19 protein-coding genes and 2 pseudogenes are annotated in these 23,780 nt (G+C 66.2%); 11 read left to right on the forward strand and 10 right to left on the reverse strand.

Annotated elements, in window-relative coordinates; all coding sequences use genetic code 11:
- Positions 1-50: 50 nt before the first annotated feature.
- Positions 51-353: pseudogene (locus M1248_RS33410) on the reverse strand (ATP-binding protein); the annotation flags it as partial.
- 70 nt (positions 354-423) lie between these two features.
- Between M1248_RS33410 and M1248_RS18675 the strand changes: the two are divergent.
- Positions 424-861, forward strand: a pseudogene (locus M1248_RS18675) (ATP-binding protein); the annotation flags it as partial.
- Between the two features lie 685 nt (positions 862-1,546).
- Here M1248_RS18675 and M1248_RS33415 read toward each other — a convergent pair.
- The 7 genes from M1248_RS33415 to rpmF all read right to left on the reverse strand — a co-directional run bounded on the left by M1248_RS33415 (position 1,547) and on the right by rpmF (position 7,817).
- A complete protein-coding gene (locus M1248_RS33415; RefSeq protein WP_333894593.1) occupies positions 1,547-1,678 on the reverse strand; it encodes a helix-turn-helix domain-containing protein in 132 nt (43 codons plus the stop codon).
- Positions 1,679-2,056: 378 nt separating this feature from the next.
- Complete coding sequence (locus M1248_RS18680; protein WP_317149442.1) at positions 2,057-2,701, reverse strand: MspA family porin; 645 nt, start codon at positions 2,699-2,701, stop codon at positions 2,057-2,059.
- A 581-nt stretch (positions 2,702-3,282) separates the two neighbouring features.
- Positions 3,283-3,828: a MogA/MoaB family molybdenum cofactor biosynthesis protein gene (locus M1248_RS18685; RefSeq protein WP_317149443.1), complete on the reverse strand. Its 546-nt coding sequence runs from the start codon at positions 3,826-3,828 to the stop codon at positions 3,283-3,285.
- 29 nt (positions 3,829-3,857) lie between these two features.
- Positions 3,858-5,234 carry a S1C family serine protease gene (locus M1248_RS18690; protein WP_317149330.1) on the reverse strand — a complete coding sequence of 459 codons (1,377 nt, stop codon included), beginning with the start codon at positions 5,232-5,234 and terminating at the stop codon, positions 3,858-3,860.
- A 143-nt stretch (positions 5,235-5,377) separates the two neighbouring features.
- Positions 5,378-6,865: a HAMP domain-containing sensor histidine kinase gene (locus M1248_RS18695; RefSeq protein ID WP_317149331.1), complete on the reverse strand. Its 1,488-nt coding sequence runs from the start codon at positions 6,863-6,865 to the stop codon at positions 5,378-5,380.
- A complete protein-coding gene (locus M1248_RS18700) occupies positions 6,865-7,551 on the reverse strand; it encodes a response regulator transcription factor (protein ID WP_317149332.1) in 687 nt (228 codons plus the stop codon). Before M1248_RS18700 ends, M1248_RS18695 begins: the two co-directional genes overlap by 1 nt.
- Positions 7,552-7,643: 92 nt before the next feature.
- A complete protein-coding gene (gene rpmF / locus M1248_RS18705) occupies positions 7,644-7,817 on the reverse strand; it encodes a 50S ribosomal protein L32 (protein WP_066978450.1) in 174 nt (57 codons plus the stop codon).
- A gap of 256 nt (positions 7,818-8,073) precedes the next feature.
- Here rpmF and M1248_RS18710 point away from each other — a divergent pair, with 256 nt between their 5' ends.
- From M1248_RS18710 to M1248_RS18755, 10 genes are all read left to right on the forward strand, one after another.
- Positions 8,074-9,819, forward strand: coding sequence for an acyclic terpene utilization AtuA family protein (locus M1248_RS18710; protein ID WP_317149444.1), 1,746 nt, complete (start codon positions 8,074-8,076; stop codon positions 9,817-9,819).
- Positions 9,820-9,868: 49 nt separating this feature from the next.
- Positions 9,869-11,023 (forward strand): acyl-CoA dehydrogenase family protein, encoded by a 1,155-nt coding sequence (locus tag M1248_RS18715; protein ID WP_317149333.1) that lies wholly within the window; start codon positions 9,869-9,871, stop codon positions 11,021-11,023.
- A 2-nt stretch (positions 11,024-11,025) separates the two neighbouring features.
- Positions 11,026-12,615, forward strand: a complete 1,590-nt coding sequence (locus M1248_RS18720) for an acyl-CoA carboxylase subunit beta (protein WP_317149445.1) — start codon at positions 11,026-11,028, stop codon at positions 12,613-12,615.
- A gap of 2 nt (positions 12,616-12,617) precedes the next feature.
- The gene (locus M1248_RS18725; protein ID WP_317149446.1) at positions 12,618-14,555 is read left to right on the forward strand and encodes an acetyl/propionyl/methylcrotonyl-CoA carboxylase subunit alpha; all 1,938 of its coding nucleotides are present in this window, start codon (positions 12,618-12,620) and stop codon (positions 14,553-14,555) included.
- An 8-nt stretch (positions 14,556-14,563) separates the two neighbouring features.
- A complete protein-coding gene (locus M1248_RS18730; protein ID WP_317149334.1) occupies positions 14,564-15,724 on the forward strand; it encodes an acyl-CoA dehydrogenase family protein in 1,161 nt (386 codons plus the stop codon).
- The gene (locus M1248_RS18735; RefSeq protein WP_317149335.1) at positions 15,724-16,494 is read left to right on the forward strand and encodes an enoyl-CoA hydratase family protein; all 771 of its coding nucleotides are present in this window, start codon (positions 15,724-15,726) and stop codon (positions 16,492-16,494) included. The genes M1248_RS18730 and M1248_RS18735 overlap by 1 nt, the downstream gene beginning before the upstream one ends.
- A 238-nt stretch (positions 16,495-16,732) precedes the next feature.
- Positions 16,733-17,119 (forward strand): hypothetical protein, encoded by a 387-nt coding sequence (locus M1248_RS18740; RefSeq protein WP_317149336.1) that lies wholly within the window; start codon positions 16,733-16,735, stop codon positions 17,117-17,119.
- A 175-nt stretch (positions 17,120-17,294) separates the two neighbouring features.
- Positions 17,295-18,800 (forward strand): glycosyltransferase family 39 protein, encoded by a 1,506-nt coding sequence (locus M1248_RS18745; RefSeq protein WP_317149337.1) that lies wholly within the window; start codon positions 17,295-17,297, stop codon positions 18,798-18,800.
- A 9-nt stretch (positions 18,801-18,809) separates the two neighbouring features.
- Positions 18,810-19,571, forward strand: a complete 762-nt coding sequence (locus M1248_RS18750; RefSeq protein ID WP_317149338.1) for an SDR family oxidoreductase — start codon at positions 18,810-18,812, stop codon at positions 19,569-19,571.
- Between the two features lie 190 nt (positions 19,572-19,761).
- Positions 19,762-20,343, forward strand: a complete 582-nt coding sequence (locus M1248_RS18755; protein WP_163730620.1) for a DUF1707 domain-containing protein — start codon at positions 19,762-19,764, stop codon at positions 20,341-20,343.
- A 9-nt stretch (positions 20,344-20,352) separates the two neighbouring features.
- On the opposite strand, the gene M1248_RS18760 is transcribed toward M1248_RS18755, so the two are convergent.
- A complete protein-coding gene (locus tag M1248_RS18760; protein ID WP_163730621.1) occupies positions 20,353-22,344 on the reverse strand; it encodes a VWA domain-containing protein in 1,992 nt (663 codons plus the stop codon).
- Positions 22,337-23,719, reverse strand: coding sequence for an ATP-binding protein (locus tag M1248_RS18765; RefSeq protein ID WP_317149339.1), 1,383 nt, complete (start codon positions 23,717-23,719; stop codon positions 22,337-22,339). The genes M1248_RS18760 and M1248_RS18765 overlap by 8 nt, the downstream gene beginning before the upstream one ends.
- Positions 23,720-23,780 lie beyond the last annotated feature (61 nt).

Raw genomic sequence — 23,780 nt, forward strand, 5'->3', positions numbered from 1 at the left:
ACGCATCAACCCCTACCTGTAAACCAGCCACCTACACAGAAATCTTGACAAGCTCTGACTTCGGCGTGGTGGACAAGGCGGTCAATCATCGCGGCGGCCACGACGTCGTCGCCGAACACCTCGCCCCAGCGGCCAAAGGGCTTGTTACTGGTCACAATCAGACTTGCTCGTTCGTAGCGCGACGAGACGAGTTGGAAGAACAGGTTGGCGGCTTCGGCTTCGAAGGGGATGTAGCCGACCTCATCGACCACAGTCCAGGTCCGCTGCCCTCCCGCAGGAGACACTGCCACTGGATACGCCATCGTTGCCGTTCCTTCACGTTGAAGAACACCCGCCGATAAACCGGCAACAACGATGACTTGCCCAGCATCAACCCCTATGTCGCATACATAGATTCGAGCGTGTTACTACCCGTTGATAACCGTCGGCGTCGGGAAGACGCACCTGGCAACGGCACTGGGACACATGGCCATTCGCCGCCGTAACACCGTCTTGTTCGCTCGCGCCGACAAACTGTTCACCCGACTGCGCGCCGCCCGCCTCCTCGACACCGAGATCCGCCGACTGGCCACCATCGACGTCCTCATCATCGACGACTTCGCACTCAGGCCCCTCACCGCTACCGAAACCAGCGACTTCTACGAGATCGTCGTCGAACGCCACCGCGCCAAGACGACCATCGTCACCTCGAACAGGGAACCCGCCGAATGGCTGACCATGACCGCCGACACCCTGCTCGCCCAATCAGCGATCGACCGACTCACCGCCACCGCCCACACCCTCGTCGTCGAAGGACCGTCCTACCGCCAACGTACCCGACCCGGCCAGCTTGACCCAGACCCGGGTGACGAGCATCCTTAATGACGCGCCACGGTGGTCCCATCCCCATGGCAATCAGGTGGTCCCATCACCCTGGCAATCGACAGATACTTATAACTCAGTAGTATCGGATTATGCGTACGCCACAGTCCCTTGGAGAAAGTGGCTCAACATGAAGGGTCATAGTGGGTCCGGTACTGGACCTTCAGCTACCTGCCGTGACCACTGGCTTCCGCTTGCCTTGGCCGGTGGAGTCCTCGCTGCGGTCGCGGCGGTGCCGCAATTCGCCGGTACCAGCAGTGATTTAATCACGTCGGCGGCTCCCTGCCCTAACGGAGAAGAAGTCGACGTGTTCAGCCTGTCGTGCACACCGCATCTTGCACCGCGCTCGCCGTTGCAGCCCATCCCGGGCAATCCGGACGTCCCTGCAATCCGAGGAGTGCCATGCACCACCGAGCCTGAGTGCGCCCGTCTCGGCCGAAAGCCCGGTACTTTGGGCCCAACGCCCGTACCGCACGCCAAGATTGGACACGAGGGTACGGCCGAATCTCATCCATAGCAAGGACGCCTGCGGCGCCGAACCGCTTCGGATTCCCTCCGCGCAACAACTCGATGATGCGTGTGTTCCATACAGCGCACGCACCCCTTCTCGCAGCAATACGGAATTCCGTCAGACAGCGTCCCAGGAGTGGTGGACTTCGGATCTGGCGTGCTTCACGCTTTGCAATCAACGAGTCACGTTGAACGCCCCCAGCACTTTTTTGAAGTTCGTGTGCACTTCCCGCCACACCACACTGCGGTCGCAGTCGATGAGTGACCCGATCTCGACACATGACAGACCCGCATCCCGGCCACGCATGATCTCGACGCGCTCGCCGATGCTGAGTCGGTGACCGTGCCCGCCGGGCTCTCAGGTCGGCAGGTCGACCAGGGCTGTCGTCAAACAAGGGCCCCTTCGGCGTTTGACCGCGGTGTAGTGGGCATTGCGCCAGCCTGCCGCCACCACATGGTGGCGGCCGTCGTCGACACGCCCATCATCCTCGCCGCCGCTTCAACGGCTCGCCCAGACAACCCCAATCGAACAACTCCCGACGGATCACCGTCGAATGCGGATAGGCACTGGGGCATGCACAACTCCAAAAGGCACGGATGCCGCATTGAACATATCCACCCAACCACGCAGGCAGTCAATCGAACACTTTCACCACATCGAGCAGAACAGCCGGGAAGAGACTTGCTAGTTCATGTTCCAGGGCTCGCCGTAGGTAGTGACACTGTCACCGGCCGCCGAAATGAGCCGAGCGAACGGGCGCAGCAGCACGCCTCCAGCCGCCCCAGTCACGGTGCCATGCGCATTCGAAACCGCAACACCGCCTTTTGGACCTTGGACATCTACAGAGAACGTCGCGACCTCCTGGATACCCGGACCGTTGCCGAGATCGGCGCTGATCGAAGCACCCGGAAATAGATTCGGCGTGGTAATGAAACCAAACCCTCCACCTGGGTTGATCGGAACGACCGGATTGAGGTTGTCGAGCAGGACGTTCGGGGTGGTGTAGCTGAAGTTGATGCCCACGCCCAACGACCACGGGAAGCCGATCTGGTAACCCAGCTCCAAGGTGCCCTCGAACTCATCGGCCCCCTCACCGGCCACGATGTACTTCGCGCGGCCGCTGTGAAACCACTCGCGGGTCAGCCGGTTGCGATCCAAGGGGAAGACGCCGTTGAGGAAGGTATCCCATTGCTGGATCGTCAGTGTCCGGTCTTGGCCGTCAACGAGGCTCAGCTCGTTGTCCAACCCGGCGTGGGAAGTGCCAGTGCCCACGAACAGAGACGCGATGGCGGCTACCATGGCGCTCAGCACCAGAGTGAATTCCTTCATGTTCTCCCTAGCTATGTCGACAGTGGACCGACGAGGACCAATGTCTTTGTTGTTCGTGCCGGCACTACCGCTACGCAGCAACCGACGCAGGTTCCTCTAGAACGCAAGTGAGGATCCTCACACGCCGCTCTTACGACCTGCTCATCGTTGACACGAAGACCATAACGGTCGCGCACCAACCCGGCAACGCAAGAATCGAAAATGCTCGGCCCGACGTTACGCACTGCCAAATCGCTCACTTCCGTTATGCGGCCGGCGTCATCGCGACAGCGAGACGCGGCCCATCAAGTCAACCGGTCGTATTTGGCTGAAAGTGTCGGACCACGTCAAGCTAGCCGGATAAGAGTGACCCGTGGTTCGAATGAAACCACAGCTCAATGATGGTGTGGTGGCCTGTTCTCCTTCAACCAACGATCGTTGTCAGGACCGTCGGAGATGAACTATCGCGGTCGTCAGACGATTCGGGTTGCAGCGCATCGCCGAAAATCTCGTTAAGTGCTTCGATCGAACGTGCGGGTGGATCTGCCGTCGGCCAGCCTCCTTGCCGTGACGAAGATTATACTTCGTTCTCATCGTTGCTCTTAGATCTCGAGACTCGACAGCTGTCCAATAATCTGAGTCGCGAGCGGAGTAAGGGTCGCCATACCATCGCGCACCGCCGCGCGGGATCCGGCCAGGTTCACGACCAGCGTGCTCCCGGAGATTCCCGCCAAACCGCGCGAAAGGCCCGCATCGGAGACGCCGGCCGACAAACCCGACGCGCGCAGCGCCTCGGCGATGCCCAGCAGTTCACGGTCAAGCAGATCGACCGTCGCCTCGGGCGTGACGTCGCGCGGGGTGACACCCGTGCCGCCGACCGACACCACCAGGTCGACTCCACCGATCACCGCCGTGTTCAGCGCGTTGCGGATCTCGACCTCGTCGGCGGACACCACGACCACGCCGTCTACGACGAAGCCGGTCTCACCTAGCAGTTCGGTGACCAACGGACCGCTGTGGTCCTCCTCGTCACCATGCGCAGTGCGGTCATCTACGACGACGACCAATGCCCGGCCCACCAACTCCCCTGGCTGTTCCATGACGCCAACCGTATATCCGGGCGGCGACAGCGGCGCGGCCACTCTCAGGGTGATGGGCCCGGAGGTCACCGTGGGTCTCACTGCTGGGCCTTGCCGAGGGTGACCTCGACGGACTGCGGCTTGCCCGCGTTGTCGAGATACGTCAGCGTCAGCCTGTCTCCCGGCGCCCTCGACCGGACCGCTGCGACCAGCGCGTCAGCGCTATTGATCACGCGGTCGTCGACCTTGGTGACCACCACACCGCTGGGCAGTCCTGCCGCGGCGGCGGCACCGCCGCCCGTCACCTCGACGATGCGCGCGCCATCGACCGTCGCGTCGTTACCGACCTGGACGCCGAGCGAGGCATGCGAGGCGGTGCCGTTTTCGATCAGTTCGTCGGCGATGCGCTTGGCCTGGTCGACCGGGATGGCGAAGCCCAACCCGATCGAACCGCCCTGCGCCGCGCCATCGGCGTCGCCGCCCAATGTGGCGATCGCCGAGTTGACGCCGACCAACTCACCATTCATGTTGACCAGCGCACCCCCGGAGTTGCCGGGGTTGATGGCGGCGTCGGTCTGCACCGCATCCAGCACCGTGTTCTGGTTGCGGATGTCACCACCGGCGGCCACAGGCCGGTTCAACGCGCTGATGATGCCGGTGGTCACCGTGCCCTCGAGCCCGAGCGGCGACCCGATCGCCACGACGTCCTGGCCGACGCGCAGGTTGGCCGAGGAGCCGACGGTGATCGGCGTCAGACCCGTCACTCCCTGGGCGCGCACCACCGCGATGTCGCTGCTGGGGTCGGTTCCGAGCACCGTGAACGGTGCGCTGCGGCCGTCGGCGAACGTCACCTTGGTCTGCGCGCCGCCGCCGCCAGTGGGTGCCGCAGGCCCCCCCGGACCGGCGGGTCCACCGGGCGCACCCTGGGCGGCGGTGACGACATGATTGTTCGTCAAGATGAGGCCGTCCGAAGACAGGATGATCCCGGAGCCCTCCTCTGATTTCCTGCCGAGGTCCACCTCGAGCTTCACCACACTCGGCACGACCTTCGCCGCGACCTGCTCGACCGAGCCGGCGGGCAGGCTGGCGACGGGCTGACCGGGGGCGGCGCCGTTGATGGTCGACGTGGCCGCGGGCCGCTCGGACTGCGCGAGCAGCGCCACTCCCCCGCCGACGCCGGCCGACACGACCGCCACCGCGAGGGCACCAGCGATCAAAGAGCCTGTGCGAGAACGCTTCTGCGGTTGCTGCGACGGAAAAGGAGCTTGCGGGTACCGCGCCGTGGCCGGCTGCGGAGCGCCGCGATACGGGTCATAGGGCCCGCGGAACGCCTGCTGCTGCTGTTGAGTCTGGTACCGCCAGTCGTACGGCTGCTGCTGGTACGGGTCGGCCTGCGCACCGGGGTATCCGGATGTCGCAGGCTCCGGGCGACGACCCGGCGGGGGTGGCGGCGAATACCTCGGATGGTTGGTCATCTCGGTGCGGTGCTCTTTCCTTTTGGGGGTCCGACATCCAGAACAACGGCGTTCGCAGTCTCAAAGTTGCCTAAGCGGGCTGAGAATCCACTTAGAGAACGATTGGGACATGCACAGACTTGCTTCCCCAGAGCGCGTCCAGGCTAATCATTGTCGGCGCTGATTACGGGCAAGTCCACGCCCGCGACCGCGTGTCGCGCGGACTCACCGGGCATCGTTCTGCCGGGCAGCACCATGTGAATCGCCGTGCCCGGCGGCTGTCCCCCTGGTACGGCGTACTCGACGCGCAGCGCGCCGCCGTGTTTGAGCACAACCTGTTTCACGATCGCCAGACCCAGACCCGATCCCGGCATCGCGCGTGCGGAGGCCGAGCGGAAGAAGCGCTCGAACACGAACCGCCGTTCCTGCGGCGGGATACCGGGGCCGTGATCGGTGATCACCAACTCGGCGTGCATCGAGTCGACCTGTGACAACCGCACACCGACCCGACCGCCGGGCGGGCTCCATTTGGCGGCGTTGTCGAGCACGTTGAGCACCGCCCTGCCCAGGCCGACGCCGTCACCGTAGACCTGCCACGGCACCAGGTTCACATCGAACTCAATGTCGTTGCGGCGACGGCGAACTCGCTCCAGTGAACGGTCGACGACCTCGGTCATGTCGACGGGCTCGTGAATGACGACGCCGGCTTCGTCGCGGGTCAGGTCGACCAGATCGCCGACGAGGGTGGACAGCTCTTCGATCTGAGCGATGACGTCTTCGCGCAGGCCCGCCATCTCCTCCTCGGGCAGCCGCGGTGCACCCGGGGCCATCGATGCCATCAGCAGTTCGACGTTGGTGCGCAACGACGTCAGCGGCGTGCGCAGTTCGTGGCCGGCGTCGGTGACCAGCCGTGCTTGCCGCTCGCGCGATTCGGCCAAGGCACGCAGCATCATGTTGAAAGCCTCGGTGAGACGGGCGAGTTCGTCGCTGCCGTATACCGGAATCGGCCTCAGATCGTCGGTGCGCGCAACGCGCTCCGCCGCCGATGTGAGCCGCGCCACCGGCCGCAGGCCCGCGCGGGCGACGGCACCACCTGCCATCGCGGCCACCACCACGCCGACCCCACCGACGATGAGCAGCACGGTGCCCAACCGCTTGAGCAGCTTGTCGGTCGGCACCAGGCTCTTGGAGATCAGCAACGAACTGCCGTTGGACAGATGCAGGGCCAGCACCCGCTGTTGGTCGACCGATCGCTTCGACATCCACAGGTCGCCACGGATGACGGCTTTCTCGGGATCACCCAGCGGCAGCGTCTGCCCCTGCTGGTTCGCGGTGAAGATCGAGCGGCCGGGATTGACCAGCATCGCGTTCACGTCGGAGTACGCGGTGCCCTCGATCGCCTTCCCGGGATCGGTGGTCAACGAACCGCTTTCGATCAGCAGGCTGGCACGGCTGTGCAGCTGGTTGTCCATATCGTCGTAGAGCGCGCGCGAGACGACGGCGTACACGGCGACGGCCATCAAGACCACCACCATCGCCACCATCGACATCGCGAGCAGCATCACCCGCCAGCGCAGCGACAACGAACTGGCCGTCGACTGCACCGTCTGTGGATATGGCCCGGGCCGAGGCGAGGATTTCCGAGCAGACATCAGGGAGGTGTCTCGCGCAGCACATAACCCACCCCGCGGACGGTGTGGATCAGTCGCGGCTCTCCTTCGGCCTCGGTCTTACGGCGGAGGTAGCCGACGTACACCTCCAGGGCGTTGCCCGAGGTCGGGAAGTCGAAACCCCACACCTCTTCGAGGATGCGGCTACGGGTCAGCACCCGCCGCGGGTTCGCGATGAGCATCTCGAGCAGCGCGAACTCGGTGCGCGTCAGGCTGATCGAACGTTGACCGCGGGTGACCTCCCGAGTGACCGGATCCAGCGACAGGTCGGAGAACGTCATCGCCGGTGTATCCGTGCCCTCATCGGGCGAGGTGCGCCGCAGCAAGGCACGCATGCGGGCGAGCAGTTCCTCGAGCGCGAACGGCTTCGGGAGATAGTCGTCGGCGCCCGCGTCCAAGCCGGCTACCCGTTCGGAGACCGAGTCTCGCGCGGTCAGCACGAGAATCGGCAGGTCGTCGCCGGTGCTGCGGAGCTGACGGCACACCTCGAGGCCGTCGAGCCGCGGCATCATCACGTCCAGCACGACGGCATCCGGCCGATCGCTGGCGATCCGATCGAGAGCTTCGAGTCCGTCCTGCGCCAGCTCGACGGAGTAACCATTGAAGGAGAGCGATCGACGCAGCGATTCGCGCACAGCGCGGTCATCGTCGACGACAAGTATTCGCACAGCCACAGTGTCAACCCGCTATCTGAGAGCGGCCTGAGAGGCGCGCCGATCTTGTCCGAAGAGAAGACCCCGCCCAACGAGCGGGGACGAGATCAGCGGCGGTCGAGATCGATCAGGCCGAGGCGCGCAGCTTTGAGCAGACGGCGCGGCACCTTGTGCTGCTGACCGGCCACCGTCACGCCGACGAGCTCGGTGCGCTTGGCCTTCCACTGCGAACGCCGGCTACGGGTATTCGCGCGCGACATCCTCCGCTTGGGAACAGCCATGATCGAAAATCTCCTAGTCGAGGGTCTATCTCTGATGAAGTATGTGCCGCGCAACGACTCAGGCATCGGCAATTGCTCTTCAGGATAGCCGGTGACCTGCGTAGCCTCCAAAACAGCGGAGTGGCTTGGCGCGATACCACCGGTACCCGCTAACCTACCGGTTGGTTGATACGTCGCAAGGAGGCGCGTGGCTACTAGTTCTGCAGCGGTCCGCATCGGCAACTGCTCGGGCTTCTACGGTGACCGTCTAGCGGCCATGCGAGAGATGCTCACCGGCGGTGAGCTGGACTATCTCACCGGTGACTACCTCGCCGAACTCACGATGCTGATCCTGGCCCGCGACCGCGTCAAGTCGCCCGACCGCGGCTACGCGAAGACCTTTCTGATCCAGCTCGAGGAGTGCCTCGGCACCGCGCTGGATCGCGGCGTGCGGATCGTCGCGAACGCCGGCGGCCTCAACCCCGCCGGGCTGGCACAGGCGGTGCGCGATCTGGCGGACCGCCTCGGGCTGAGCGTGGAGGTGGCCCACGTCGAGGGTGACGATCTGCTGCCACGAGCCGAGGAGTTGGGCTTCGGAGCCGCTACGGCGGCGACATCGGGCTTCGGAGCCGCTACGGCGGCGACATCGGGCTTCGGAGCCGCGACGGCGGCGACATCGGGCGGGGGCCCACCGCTGGCGGCCAACGCGTACCTCGGGGCGTGGGGCATCGTCGACTGCCTCAACTCCGGCGCGGACGTCGTCGTCACCGGTCGCGTCACCGACGCGTCGGTCATCGTCGGGCCGGCCGCCGCGCACCACGGATGGGGTCGCACCGACTACGACCGCCTCGCGGGCGCAATAGCCGCGGGCCACGTCATCGAGTGCGGCGCGCAGGCCACCGGCGGCAACTACTCGTTCTTCACCGAGATAGCCGACCTCACGCATCCGGGCTTTCCACTCGCCGAGATCCACTCCGACGGATCGTCGGTCATCACCAAACACCCGCGTACCGGCGGAGCGGTCACCATCGACACCGTCACCGCACAACTGCTCTACGAGATCACCGGTGCGCGATACGCCAATCCCGATGCCACACTGCGCGTCGACACCATCGAACTCAGCGACGACGGGCCGGACCGCGTTCGCATCAGCGGGGTGACGGGCGAAGCGCCGCCTCCGACGTTGAAGGTCTCGCTCAACAGCATCGGTGGATACCGCAACGAGATGACCTTGGTGCTCACCGGATTGGACATCGAGGCCAAGGCCGCGCTCGTACGCAGACAGCTCGAGAGCGCCCTGGCGGTCAAGCCCGCCGAGATGCAGTGGACGCTGGCGCGCACCGATCACGCCGACGCCGACACCGAGGAAGCCGCCAGCGCACTGCTGCGATGCGTGGTGCGCGACCCCGATCCGGCCAACGTCGGACGTCAATTCTCTTCGGCGGCTGTCGAACTCGCGTTGGCCAGTTATCCGGGTTTCACCAGCACCGCGCCCCCGGGTAACGGTCAGATCTACGGCGTTTTCCACCCCGCATTCGTGCCTGCCACCGAGGTCGCCCATGTCGCCGTGCACGCCGACGGCAGCCGCACCGATATCGCTCCGGCCTCCGAGACACTGGACCTGGCGCCGGTGGCACCGCCCGAACTGCCCTCGGCGGAGTCGTTCGGCGAGACCCGACGCGTGCCGCTGGGACGGATTGCGGGCGCGCGCAGCGGCGACAAGGGCGGCAGCGCCAACGTCGGGTTGTGGGTACGGCGCGACGACCACTGGCGATGGCTTGCACACACCCTGACCGTCGACAAGCTTCGCGAGTTACTACCTGAGACAGCGGATTTGGAAGTCACCCGCCACCTGCTGCCGCGTCTGCGGGCGGTCAACTTCGTGATCGAGGGCATCCTCGGTCAAGGGGTGGCCTATCAGGCCCGCTTCGATCCACAGGCCAAAGGTCTTGGTGAATGGCTACGCAGCCGCCATGTCGACATCCCTGAGGAGTGCTTGTCACCCGAAGGCGAGCGCGAGTGAGGATCGCAGCGAGGCACGAGCGAGGACCGGAGCGAGTGGGAGTCGAGGAATGAGCACAGCCATCTGGCACACCCCGGAACGGGAACAACTTCGAAAGACGGTGCGGGCGTTCGCAGAACGCGAGATCCTGCCCAACGCCGACGAGTGGGAGCGCAGCGGCGACCTGCCCCGCGATCTGCACCGCAAGGCGGGCGATGCGGGCCTGCTGGGGGCAGGCATGCCCGAAGCCGTCGGCGGCGGCGGTGGCGACGGTGCGGACGCGGTGGTCATCTGCGAGGAGATGCACTACTCCGGCGCACCCGGCGGCGTTTTCGCCTCTCTGTTCACCTGCGGGATCTCGGTGCCGCACATGATCGCCGCCGGCGACGAGCGGTTGATCGACACCTATGTGCGGCCGACACTGCGCGGCGACCTGATCGGCAGCCTGGCCATCACCGAACCGGGCGGCGGTTCAGACGTCGGGCACCTGACCACGCGCGCCGTCCGCGACGGCGACGACTACGTCATCAACGGCGCGAAGACCTACATCACCTCCGGTGTGCGGGCGGACTATGTGGTGACCGCGGCGCGCACGGGAGGCGGCGGCGCTGCCGGTGTTTCGCTGATCGTCGTCGACAAGAAGACACCCGGATTCGAGGTCAGCCGGAAACTGGACAAAATGGGCTGGCGGTCCAGCGACACCGCCGAGCTCTCCTACACGGATGTGCGGGTGCCCGCCGCCAACCTCATCGGCGGGGAGAACACCGGATTCATCCAAATCGCAGGCGCATTCGTCTCCGAACGCGTCGGGCTGGCCGCGCAGGCATACGCGAGCGCGCAGCGGTGCCTCGACCTGACCGTCGAATGGTGCCGCAACCGCGAAACGTTCGGCAGGCCGCTGATCGCACGTCAATCCGTACAGAACACCCTGGCCGAAATGGCCCGGCGCATCGATGTGGCGCGGGTGTACACGCGCCACATCGTGGAACGGCAGCTTGCCGGCGAGACCAATCTGATCACCGAGGTGTGCTTCGCGAAGAACACCGCCGTCGAGGCCGGCGAGTGGGTGGCCAATCAGGCGGTCCAGTTGTTCGGTGGGATGGGATACATGAGCGAATCCGAAGTGGAGCGGCAGTACCGCGACATGCGCATCCTGGGCATCGGCGGCGGTACGACGGAGATTCTCACCGGCCTGGCCGCGAAAACCCTTGGGTTCCAGTCGTGACCGTGCTGAAGTCGACCATCGACAGGAGGTCGGCGGCGTTCTCCGAGGCCGCGGACGTCATGACCGCCAAGCTCGCCGAACTCGACGCCGAGCATGCCAAGGCGTTGGCCGGTGGCGGTGAAAAGTACGTCAGACGCCATCACGACCGCGGGAAGATGACCGCGCGCGAGCGCATCGAAATGCTGCTCGACCCAGATTCGCCGTTCCTGGAACTCAGCCCGCTGGCCGCATGGGGTAGCGACTTCGCGGTCGGGGCCAGCGTCGTGACAGGCATAGGCGCGATCGAGGGCGTGGAGTGCCTCATCGTGTCCAACGACCCAACGGTCAAGGGCGGCACCAGCAATCCGTGGACACTGAAGAAGATCTTGCGCGCCAACCAGATCGCGCTGCAAAACCGGCTGCCGGTGGTGTCACTGGTGGAATCCGGCGGCGCCGATCTGCCGACGCAGAAGGAGATCTTCATACCCGGCGGTCAGATGTTCCGCGACCTCACCCGGCTCTCGGCGGCGGGGATCCCGACCATCGCGCTGGTGTTCGGCAACTCGACGGCCGGCGGTGCCTACATCCCCGGAATGTCCGACCACGTGGTGATGATCAAGGAGCGTTCCAAGGTCTTCCTGGCCGGACCGCCGCTGGTGAAGATGGCGACCGGCGAAGAATCTGACGACGAATCGCTCGGCGGCGCCGAGATGCACGCCCGCACTTCGGGACTCGGCGACTACTTCGCAGTCGACGAGCTCGACGCGATCCGCATCGGGCGTCGCATCGTGGCCAGGTTGAACTGGCGCAAGCAGGGCCCACCGCCGGGCCCGGTCACCGCGCCGCTGTTCGATCCGGAGGAGCTGGTCGGCATCGTCCCCGCAGATCTGCGGATTCCCTTCGATCCACGTGACGTCATCGCCCGCATCGTCGACGGCTCCGACTTCGACGAGTTCAAACCCCTCTACGGTGGCTCGCTGGTGACCGGCTGGGCCACCCTCTACGGCTATCCGATCGGCATCCTGGCCAACCACCGCGGGGTGCTGTTCTCCGAGGAGTCGCAGAAGGCCACCCAGTTCATCCAGCTGGCCAACCGTGCCGACACTCCACTGTTGTTCCTGCACAACACGACCGGCTACATGGTCGGCCGCAAGTACGAGGAGGGCGGGATGATCAAGCACGGCTCGATGATGATCAACGCCGTCTCCAATTCCACCGTGCCGCACATCTCCCTGCTGATCGGCGCCTCGTACGGCGCGGGCCACTACGGGATGTGCGGCCGCGCCTACGATCCCCGGTTTCTGTTTGCGTGGCCCAGCTCCAAGTCCGCTGTCATGGGTGGCACGCAGCTGGCGGGCGTGCTGTCGATCGTCAGCCGCGCCGCCGCCGAGGCCCGCGGCCAGCAGGTCGACGAGGACGCCGATGCCGCCCTGCGGGCCGCTGTGGAAGCGCAGATCGAGGCTGAGTCGCTGCCGATGTTCCTGTCCGGCCGGCTCTACGACGACGGGGTGATCGACCCGCGAGACACCCGCACGGTGTTGGGAATGTGCCTGTCCGCCATCGCGAATGGCCCGATCAAGGGGACGTCGAACTTCGGCGTCTTCCGGATGTGAACCTGATGATCACCAAAATCCTGGTTGCCAATCGCGGCGAGATCGCTCGCCGAGTGTTCGACACCTGCCGCAAGCTCGGCATCGGCACGGTCGCCGTTTACACCGATCCCGACGCGGCGTCTCCGCACGTCGCCGAGGCGGACGCCCGGGTGCGACTGGAAGGCCCCAAGGGCTACCTCGACGCGGCCCAGCTGATCGCCGCCGCACAGGCGGCCGGTGCCGACGCAATCCACCCCGGATACGGATTCCTCTCGGAGAACGCTGAGTTCGCCGCCGCGGTGATCGATGCCGGGCTCACGTGGATAGGTCCGCCGGTGGCCGCGGTCGCCGCAATGGGCTCCAAGATCGAGGCGAAGAAGATGATGGCGGCCGCGGGCGTCCCGGTGCTCGAGGAACTCGATCCCGACACCGTCACCGCCGACCAGTTGCCGGTGCTGATCAAGGCCTCTGCCGGTGGCGGCGGCCGCGGCATGCGGGTGGTCGACGACTTGTCGTCGCTGCCCGGGCAAGTGGAGGCCGCACGCCGCGAAGCGCAGTCGGCCTTCGGCGATCCGACCGTGTTCTGCGAGCGCTACCTCGCCACCGGTCATCACGTCGAGGTCCAGGTGATGGCCGACCAGCACGGCACCGTGTGGGCGGTCGGCGAACGCGAATGTTCGATCCAGCGGCGCCATCAGAAGATCATCGAAGAGGCGCCCTCGCCGCTCGTCGAGCGGACGGAAGGCATGCGCGCCAAGCTGTTCGACGCCGCGCGGCTGGCCGCCGAGGCCATCGGATACGCGGGTGCGGGCACCGTCGAGTTCATGGCCGGCCCAGATGGTCCAGGGGCGGGGTCTTTCTATTTCCTCGAGATGAACACCCGACTGCAGGTCGAACATCCCGTCACCGAGGCCACCACGGGGCTGGACCTCGTCGAGTTGCAACTGCACGTCGCCGACGGCGGACGGCTCGACCCCGAACCGCCACCGTCGCGTGGATCATCCATCGAGGCACGGCTGTACGCCGAAGACCCGGCGAAGAACTGGCAGCCGCAGGCGGGCACCGTGCACCGGTTCGAGGTACCGCAGACGGTGCGTGTCGACACCGGCATCCAGGACGGCTCGCAGGTGTCGATCTTCTACGACCCGATGCTCGCCAAGGTCATCTCCTACGCACCGACGCGGCGCCAAGCCGCGGCCGTCCTCGCCGACGCGCTGACCCGCACCCGGCTGCACGGCATCAGGACCAATCGCGATTTGTTGGTCAACGTACTGCGGCACCCGGCTTTCCTCGCCGGCGCCACCGATACGGCCTTCTTCGACACTCACGGCCTCGACCGGTTATCCGCCCCACTGGGCGACGACCGGGCCGCCGCACTCTCAGCCGTCGCCGCGGCACTTGCCGACGCCGCGCAGAACCGTGACAGCGCAACGGTGTTCGCCGCCGCACCGAGCGGCTGGCGCAACCTGGCGTCCGGATTCCAGACCAAGTCCTACGGCGGTGCCGCCGGCGCAGAGCACGCGGTGCGGTACCGCTACACCCGCAACGGCGTGCACCTTCCCGACCATGACGGCGTCGGTGTCGTGTCCTGCGCCGCCGATCGCGTCGTGCTGTCCATCGACGGTGTGGAGCGTGCCTTCGATGTCGCGCGATACGGCGCCGACGTGTACGTCGACTCGTCCCTGGGACCCGTGCACCTGGCGGCGCTACCTCGCTTCGGCGACCCGGACGCCGCTGTGGCGCAGGGGTCGCTGTTGGCGCCCATGCCCGGATCGGTGTTACGCATCGGCGCCGCAGTGGGCGACTCGGTGACCGCCGGACAGCCGCTGGTGTGGCTGGAGGCGATGAAGATGGAGCACACCGTGACCTCGCCCGGCGACGGAGTGCTCGCCGAACTCAACGTCGAGGTCGGCCAGCAGGTCGACGTCGGGACCGTACTCGCCCGAGTGGACAACCCCTAAGGAAACACATGAGCAGCTTCGTCGAGACCGAAGAACAGCAGGCGCTGCGCAAGGCAGTCGCAGCGATGGCCGCCAACTATGGCGAGAAGTACTACCTGGAGAAGGCCCGCGCTGGTGAGCACACCACCGAGTTGTGGAGCGAGGCAGGCAAACTCGGCTTCATCGGGGTGAACCTGCCCGAGGAGTACGGCGGCGGTGGGGCCGGAATGTACGAGCTGTCGCTGGTCATGGAGGAGATGTCTGCCGCCGGCTGCGCCCTGCTCTTGATGGTGGTCTCCCCCGCCATCAACGGCACCATCATCGCCAAGTTCGGCACCGAGGAGCAGAAGAAGCGCTGGATCCCGGGAATCGCCGACGGGTCGATCACCATGGCGTTCGCGATCACCGAACCCGACGCGGGGTCGAACAGTCACAAGATCACCACCACCGCCCGCCGTGACGGCAGCGACTGGATTCTGTCGGGTCAGAAGGTGTACATCTCGGGCGTCGACCAAGCGCAGGCGGTGCTGGTCGTCGGCCGGACCGAAGATCACAAGACCGGCAACCTCAAGCCGGCACTGTTCGTCGTTCCGACCGATACCCCGGGCATGACGTGGACCAAGATCGACATGGAGATCGTCAGCCCCGAGAACCAGTTCCAGCTGTTCTTGGACGAGGTGCGACTTCCCGCCGACGCGCTCGTCGGGTCCGAAGACGCGGCCATCGCGCAGCTGTTCGCCGGACTCAACCCGGAGCGCATCATGGGCGCCGCCAGCGCGGTGGGGATGGGCCGGTTCGCGATCAACAAAGCCACCGAGTACGTCAAGTCGCGCCAGGTGTGGAAGACGCCGATCGGCGCGCATCAAGGACTGTCACACCCGTTGGCGCAGAACCACATCGAGATCGAGCTGGCGAAGCTGATGATGCAGAAGGCCGCTTCGCTGTACGACCTCGGCGACGACGTCGGCGCGGCCGAGGCCGCCAACATGGCCAAGTATGCGGCGGGTGAGGCGTCGGTGCGCGCGGTCGATCAGGCGGTGCAGTGCCTCGGCGGCAACGGCTTGACGAAGGAGTACGGCATCGCCTCGGTGCTGGTGGCATCGCGGTTGGCCCGCATCGCACCCGTGAGCCGAGAGATGATCCTCAACTTCGTCGCGCAGACGTCACTGGGTCTGCCCAGGTCGTACTGATGAGGGCGCTCGTCCGCTACTCCGTCGAGGGCAGCGTCGCGCGCCTGACGCTGGACTCGCCGGAGAACCGCAACGCGCTGTCAACCGCGCTGGTGGACCAGCTGCACCAGGGCCTCACCGACGCCGCCACGGACGGCGGAGTTCGTGCTGTGGTGCTCGGCCACACCGGCGGAACCTTCTGCGCAGGAGCCGATCTCGCACAGGCATCAGGTGGTGATCCCGCCGATATCGCCGTCGAACGGGCACGCGAACTGACCCGGCTGCTGCGCCGGATCCTCGAACTGCCGATCCCGGTGATCGGCGCGATCGACGGACACGTCCGCGCCGGTGGGCTGGGGCTGGTGGGCGCATGCGACATCGCGGTGGCGGGCCAGGCGAGCACGTTCGCGCTGACCGAAGCGCGCATTGGTGTTGCGCCGTCGATCATTTCGCTCACCCTGCTGCCGAAGATGACGACCCGCGCCGCGGGCCGCTACTTCGTGACCGGCGAGAAGTTCGGCGCCGCCGAGGCCGCCGACATCGGCCTGATCACCGTCGCCACTGACGACGTCGAGGCAACGGTGGCGGCCCTAGCCGCAGAGATCGGCAAGGCCTCGCCGCAGGGCTTGGCCGCCTCCAAGGCCCTGACCACCGCGCCGCTGCTGGCGGCGTTCGACCGGGATGCCGAGGCGTTGACGCGGCAGTCCGCCGAATTGTTCGTCTCCGAAGAGGCCAGAGAAGGCATGCTGGCGTTTCTGCAGAAGCGCGCGCCGAACTGGGCGAATTCCTGAGTAGGCGGCGCGGTGTCGCGTGATGTTCACGATTCGGACGGCGGTTGGGCTTCGGCTGGTTGCCGCCGATACATCAGAATCAAGGTTAACTTGCATGTGGGCTTGGCAAAGCACACTCGATGCGACACGTCGAACAAGATCGACTATCGTTTCTGCTGATTAGCGGGCTCGGCTGTCGGTAGCTGAACACCCGCTTCTCCCTGCCGCAGGCAAACTATCCTTCGTGAACGGAGTCATCATGAAACGAATCATCGTCATTGCCGGATTCGTCGGCGGGGCCGCCTTGGCGACAGCCGCTCCGGCGTCAGCAGACGACCCCGACTGGTTGGTGGGCTGCGCACCGGCCTTTACCTGCAAGATCGCCGCGGTTCCTCATCAGACGGTTACTAGTCTCGTTGCTCTGCCGGGACAATTTGTGGGCGGCGTCGCATCGCTGCCCGAAGATGCCGCAAACAGCTTCGCGAGGCTCGGAGACGCTCCGGGAAAGATCGCGAGTCTGCCGAGTGACGCCGCGACAAGCATCGCGAACCTACCGGGCAATTTCATCGGCAAGATCGCAAGTCTGCCTTCTGACGCGGCCGCAAGCCTGGCTAAACCGTTCGGGCCAGTCCCTGCGCCCGAGTAATACGGGTAAAGAACCTACCGATCCGCCCCGCCGCCGTGATGCCGGCGGGGCGGATTGCGTTGCGCTTCCCTCGAAGTCCGTGCACTCCTGGCATTCTCGCGGCGCACGAGTGGCGGGTACGACGCGCTGCAGTCGCTCCTCGTCATCCGCCACAGCCGCATCCTAGGGTGTGGGCGTGACCCCCGCCCGACGCGACGGACTGGTGCTGGCGGTCATCCTTCTGATCGCAGCGGCCGTCCGGCTGGTAGGACTCGCTGGGCGCGGCGAATGGGACGACGACCAGGGCACCGAACTACTCACGCTGCTGCATTGGGTGCGCGACGGCCAGCTGCCCTTGGTGGGGCCGCAGGCCTCCTTCGCCACCGGACATCACGGCGTCGCCTATTACTGGGTATTGGCGCCCAGCGCGTTTCTCAGCGATGTCAACCCGGTCGTCGTCGTCACCACCGTGGCACTCATCGGCATCGCCGGAGTCGCGGCGACGTGGTGGCTGGGCCGCACGGTGGGCGGGCCCGTGGCCGGACATGTCGCGGCATTGTTGATGGCCGTGAGCCCGTCGGCAATCGGCGCATCGACGTTCCTGTGGAACGCGAACATCGTCGGTCCGGTGGCCGCGCTGGCTGCGGCCAGTGCCTGGCACGCGTGGCGGACGCGTGAGCTCGGCTGGTGGGTGTTGACCGCCGCCGCAACGGTTCTCCTGGTCCACGCTCACCTCCTTGCCGTGCTCGCCGTACCACCGCTGGTCGCGTTGTTCGTCCTCGACGTGCTTCGGCAGCCACGACGGCCCATGCTCGGCGTACTGGGCGCAACGGCACTGATCGTTGCGGCCGGACTCGTCCCGGTTGGCATCCACGAGGCGCGCACCGGCTTCGCCGAGACGCGCGGCATCTCGGACTATCTCTTCGCAGGGAATCTCGGAATCGATCAGTCGCTTGGCGAGCGAATCGCCGCCGTCCCGGTCATCGGGTGGCGAATCCTGGCCGGGCCGGTGGCTGGCGATTCCGCGGCTGCCCCACTGTCGGCTTGGCCGGCTGTCGTCGTCACTGTGGCGGTGCTCATCGCCGCCGCGGTCACGACGCGAGGCATCGCGCGGTGGTTCGGCGGCTGGGCGGTCCTCACCACGGTATGGGCGATCATCACGCTGGCCCTCGTGGCACCCAGTCTGGCCGTGAGCTATCCCGGTCTGCCAAAGGATCAGTATTACTCCTGGCTCCATCCGATTGTGTTCGCCGCCATCGGGATAGCCGCCGGCCGCGGATGGTCGGCTCGACCGGTTCACGTGCGATGTGCCGCCGCTGTCGCCGTCCTCGTGTGCGTGGCTTCGTCGATCGTGGTGATGCCGTCGTTCGCACCATCCGAGAAGGGGTGGCCGCACGCCGTGCAGGCGGCCGAGAATGTGAGGGCCGCTCTCGGTGATGTGCCGGTAGCGGTAACGGGCGTCAACAAGTCCGGAGGCGCGATCGAATTCCCGTTGCGCCGCAACGGTATGCAGATCGTCGATCCGTCGGAGGCAAAGTTGCTCATCATGACGTGCGACCCGCTTTTCGAGCGCTCGATCGGACTCGCCTGTGGTGGGCCGGCCGAAATCGCGGAGGCATCGCTGGTGGGATTCCCCGTGAGGGACTCGTCGTGCTTCTACAACACTCCGCGGCGGTACGTCTGCGTCCTCACGCGGGCATAGGATCCCTGAATGGGGACACAAATCTTGGTCACCGGAGCGACCGGCACGCTCGGCCGCCAGGTGGTGGTCGCCGCGCTCGCAGCCGGACATACGGTGCATGCGCTGAGTCGGCGCGATCGGAACGACAACACCGAAGTGCGCTGGCGCCGCGGCGATCTGCTGGCGGATGAGGGAATCCACGCGGCGGTCGACGGGGTGGACGTGATCGTCAATTGCGCCACGCAGCCGACCGGCGACAAGGATGTCACCGCGATGCAGCACCTGACGTCGGCCGTGCGACGGGCCGGCGTCGGCCACCTCGTGCACGTATCGATCGTCGGTATCGACCGAATCCCGTTGCCCTATTACCGGACCAAGATCCGCGCCGAGCAAGCACTCGACACCTCCGGCGTCGCCCATACGGTGCTACGCGCCACCCAGTTCCACGACCTGATCGCCACCAGCTTCGCGATCCAGCGGTACTCCCCCGTGCTGTGGGCGCTTCGCGGCGTCAGCTTCCAGCCGATCGACACCCGCGACGTCGCGCGCCGGCTCGTCGAGCTGATCGATTCCGAGCCGTCGGGCCGGGTGGCCGACATCGGCGGACCGACGGTGCACACGCATGCCGAGTTGGGGCGGATGTACCTGACCGCGCGTGGGGGCCGCCGCAACGTCGTGGCCGTCCCCGTCCCGGGACGCATCGCTGCCGCGTACCGATCGGGCGCGCACCTCGCACCCCAGAACCCCGTCGGCGCCGTCGAGTTTGCCGACTACTTGGCAGGCACGGAATGAAGTTTGCTTGTCTATCTGATTCGCCGGCATCGATGAGTGCACAGTTTGGACATCGGCCTTGCATGTGCCAGCGTTCGTCGTAGGCTCGTCGGTGATGAGCGCCTGCGCGAAGAACAGATGGTAGTGATGAGCGGTTCCGCCAAGAACAGATGGTCGTGATGAGCGCCTGCGCAAAGAACAGATGGCCGGGATGAGTACTCCCGCGTCGCGGAACGGCTCAAGGCGCGCTGCAGACACCGATCGTATTCACATGGCGCAGCTGCTCACCGATGCCGCCGCCCAGGGCCGACTGCCGCTCAACGAATACGAAGAACGTCTGACCAGGGCTTACGCCGCGCAGACATACGACGAACTCGATCGGCTCTCCGCGGACCTGCCCGGTTCCGTCTCGCGCGGCCCCAGCGGCGGGCCGGTGCGGCCCGCACCCTCGACGATGCTGCTGGCAATCATGAGCGGGTTCGAGCGTCGCGGCCGCTGGAACGTGCCGAAGCGGATGACCACGTTTGCTCTCTTCGGCGGCGGCGTGGTGGATTTGCGGTACGCCGACTTCACCTCGCCGGAAGTCGAGATCCACTCGTACTCGATCTTCGGCGGCCAGACCATCTTGGTGCCGCCCGAGGTGAACGTGGACCTGCGTGGGGTCGGGGTGATGGGGTCCTTCGACCAAAGTGTGAGCGGGGAAGGTTCGCCGGGAGCACCCTGCGTGCGCATCCGCGGCTTCTCGCTGTGGGGCAGCGTCGGCGTCAAGCGCAGGAAGCGCAAGCCGGTCTAGCGGCACGGCTCAACGCCGACGCCGCGACCGCAGGTAGTCGCCGACGACGGCGGCACCCAGCCCGTCGAGATCGGGCACCACGACGCGTCCCTCGACACGACGCGCCACCTGATCGATGAACTTGGCCAGCCCCGGATCACTGCCCAACCGGAAGATCGTCACCTGCGCACCCAGCCCCGCCATATCGTCGAAGCCCTTGACCGTATGGGCAATGGTGCGGGGATGTGGCGGGTAGTCGAAGAACACTTGAGGCCCGCTCTCCGCGCCACCCGAGTAATTCTCCAGGTGTGCGGTGGGTTCACCGTCGGTCACGACGAGCAGCACCGGCTGCGCGTTGGGATGGCGGCGCAGGTGCCTACCCGCCAGTGCGAGCGCATGGTGCAGGTTGGTGCCCTGCTCGTACACGCCTTCCAGCCCGGTCAGTTCCGCCGTGGACACGGTGCGCGCATATCGGCCGAAAGCGATGATCTGCAACGCATCCGAGCGAAACCGCGTGCTGACGAGGTGGCTCAGCGCCAGCGCTGTGCGCTTCATCGGCAGCCACCGGTTCTCCATCACCATCGAGAATGACGTGTCGACCAGCAGTGCTACTGCCGCCTGGGTGCGGGTCTCGGTCTCGGAGATCTCCACGTCCTCGACGGCGAACTTCAACGGCATGTCGACGCCGCTGGTACCGGCCTGGCGCAGCACCGTGTTTGTCAACGTGCGGGTGACGTTCCAGGGTTCGGTGTCACCGAATGCCCACGGTCGCGTCGCGCCGGTGAGCTCTCCGGCCGCACCCGCGCGACGGGTTTCGCGCTCGCCATGTCGCCCTGAAAGTTGCTGTGCCACATCGCGGAGCGCGGCCTGTCCGAGCTGTCGCATCGCTTTGGGAGACAGCCGCCACTGCCCGTCCGAGCCTCGGTCCAGGAACCCCTGGTCCATCAGGGCCCGCTCGAGTTCGGCCAACGTCTTGGCGTCGACCGCGGCCTCGTCGCCCAGTTGGCGAGCGAGCATGTCGAGATCGACGTCCTCCATCGTGGCGCCCGCGTAACTCTGCGAGAGCGCCTCAGCGAGCTCCTCCAGTTCGGCGATGTCGGCCATCGCCTGGGTGCCTTCTCCCATGCCCATCGGGTTTTCACCGGAGAACCGCGACGAACCATCCCAGTCCTCGCCCGGCCGTGCCGCTTGTAGGTGGCCGTCGAGCCGGTTGAGCGCATTCATCAGCGAGGGTGATCCAAATGCCTGCTGCGCCAACGCATCAAGCTCGGCGCGTTGATCAGCCGACAGGCTGTTACGGAAGCGCTGTGCGGCCGCGGCACGCTTGGCCAAAGAGTCCAGCAGCTCCTCGACGTTGCGCGGGTTCTCTGGGAAGAACTCGCCGTGCTTGTCCATGAAGTTTTGAAAATCTTCTTGCGTGTCGTTGTCCTGCGCATGCTTGTCCAGCAGATCGTTGAGATCGTCGAGCATCTCGTTGACACGTTGGCGGTCTTCGTCGGTGGCGTTCTCCATCGCCTGCTTCATGCCCGCGAAGCGCTGGTCGAGCATTTCGCGACCGAGGAGATCCTTGATCTGGTCGTACTTTTCGCGCGCCTCTGCACTGCGCCAATCGTAGTCGGAGAGCTCCTGCACGGCCTTTGCCGGCGAGGGCGGCAACGACTCGATGCGCATCTCGTTGAACCGTGCGTCGTCGTCCAGCGCGCGCGCCAGCTCCTTGCGCTCGGCGAGCACCGCCTCGTCCAGCAGCTTCTTGATCTCCTGCAGGGTGCCGTCGAGGTTGTTGCGCTGCAACAGTTCCCGGCGCCGGCGGTTGGCCTCGGCGGCGAGCTTGTCGGCACCGCGCATGTTCTGCGTGCCGCGCCGCATGAGCTCCGACAGCGCGCGCCGAGGTGAGCTGCCCTCCATGACGTCCTGGCCGATCTGCTCGAGCGCCTCGCGCAGGTCGATGGGCGGCGCCAGCGGATCAGGCCCGCCGGTGTATCGCGAATACCGTGTGAGGCGCCTGGCCCCGGGATCAGCCATAGACGGTTTCGCCTTCTGAGGACACCTTGTCGATCCGCTTGGCCAGATAGAGCGCCTCGAGCGCCATTTCGACGGCCGCCGCGCGCTGTCCGTCCGTCGTCGCCTCGAGCCGCTGCTGGATCTCGGCGATCGCCGGAACCTCGGGGACCGCTGCCAGCACGTCACGGGAGGACACGCGCTCTCCGGTGGTCACCGCGGAACCGTTCTCGATCGCCATCACCAGCGGCCCGACATCGATGCCGCCGAGCAGCCGCTGCGCGGTGTCCGCGGTGGCACGGCGCAGCAGGTGTTCGAGCACGGCCTGTTCCCGGCCTTCCTCACCGGATTCGAACTCCAGCTTGCCGCGCAGCACATCGATCACCGTCGAGAGGTCGACGACGCGCGCCACCGGATCCTGTTCGCCGAGGATGGCCGAACGATGTCGGGCCGAGGCGGCGACCGTCTCCGCGGCCGCGATCGCGAAGCGCGCCGACACACCGGAGCGCTGGTCGATGGACCGCGACTCGCGCAGGTAGCGCGCGAACCGGGCGAGCACGTGCACCAGGTACTCGGGCACCTCGGAAGCGAGGTTGGCCTCCTGGTTGATGACGCCGACCTCGGCCTCTAGTTCATACGGGTAGTGGGTGCGGATCTCGGCGCCGAAGCGATCCTTCAGCGGCGTGATGATGCGGCCGCGGTTGGTGTAGTCCTCGGGGTTGGCGCTGGCGACTACGAGGACGTCGAGGGGCAGTCGCAGGGTGTAGCCGCGCACCTGGATGTCGCGTTCCTCCATCACGTTGAGCATCGACACCTGGATGCGCTCCGCGAGGTCGGGCAACTCGTTGATCGCAACGATGCCTCGATGCGCCCGCGGGATGAGGCCGTAGGCGATGGTCTCGGGGTCACCGAGGCTGCGGCCCGCGGCCACCTTGATCGGGTCGATGTCGCCGACCAGGTCGGCCACGCTGGTATCCGGAGTCGCCAACTTCTCGGTGTAGCGCTCGCTGCGATGTCGCCACTCGACGGGCAGGTCGTCGCCCGAGTCGGCGGCCCGACGGATGGACTCGGGGGTGATCGGTGAATACGGGTGCTCGTTCAGTTCCGAACCGGCGATGACGGGGGTCCACTCGTCGAGCAGGCCCGTCAGTGCGCGCAGCAGGCGCGTCTTACCCTGCCCGCGTTCGCCCAGCAGCACGACGTCGTGCTCGGCGATCAGGGCCCGCTCCAGCTGCGGGATCACGGTGTCCTCGAAGCCCAGGATGCCCGGCCACGCGTCGCGACCCTCGGCAAGCGCGGCCAGCAGGTTGTCGCGGATTTCGGCCTTGACGCCGCGCTCGACGTGACCGGAGGCCCTCAGCTCGGCAACGGTCCGGGGCAAATCGTTAGGTGATGTCACAACTCCACGCTACGACTTGTGTCCCGAACGTGCGTGTCCCCGGTGGACACGCCGCCAATCC

The organism is Mycobacterium sp. 29Ha (assembly GCF_032883055.1).
GTDB lineage: Bacteria > Actinomycetota > Actinomycetes > Mycobacteriales > Mycobacteriaceae > Mycobacterium > Mycobacterium gallinarum.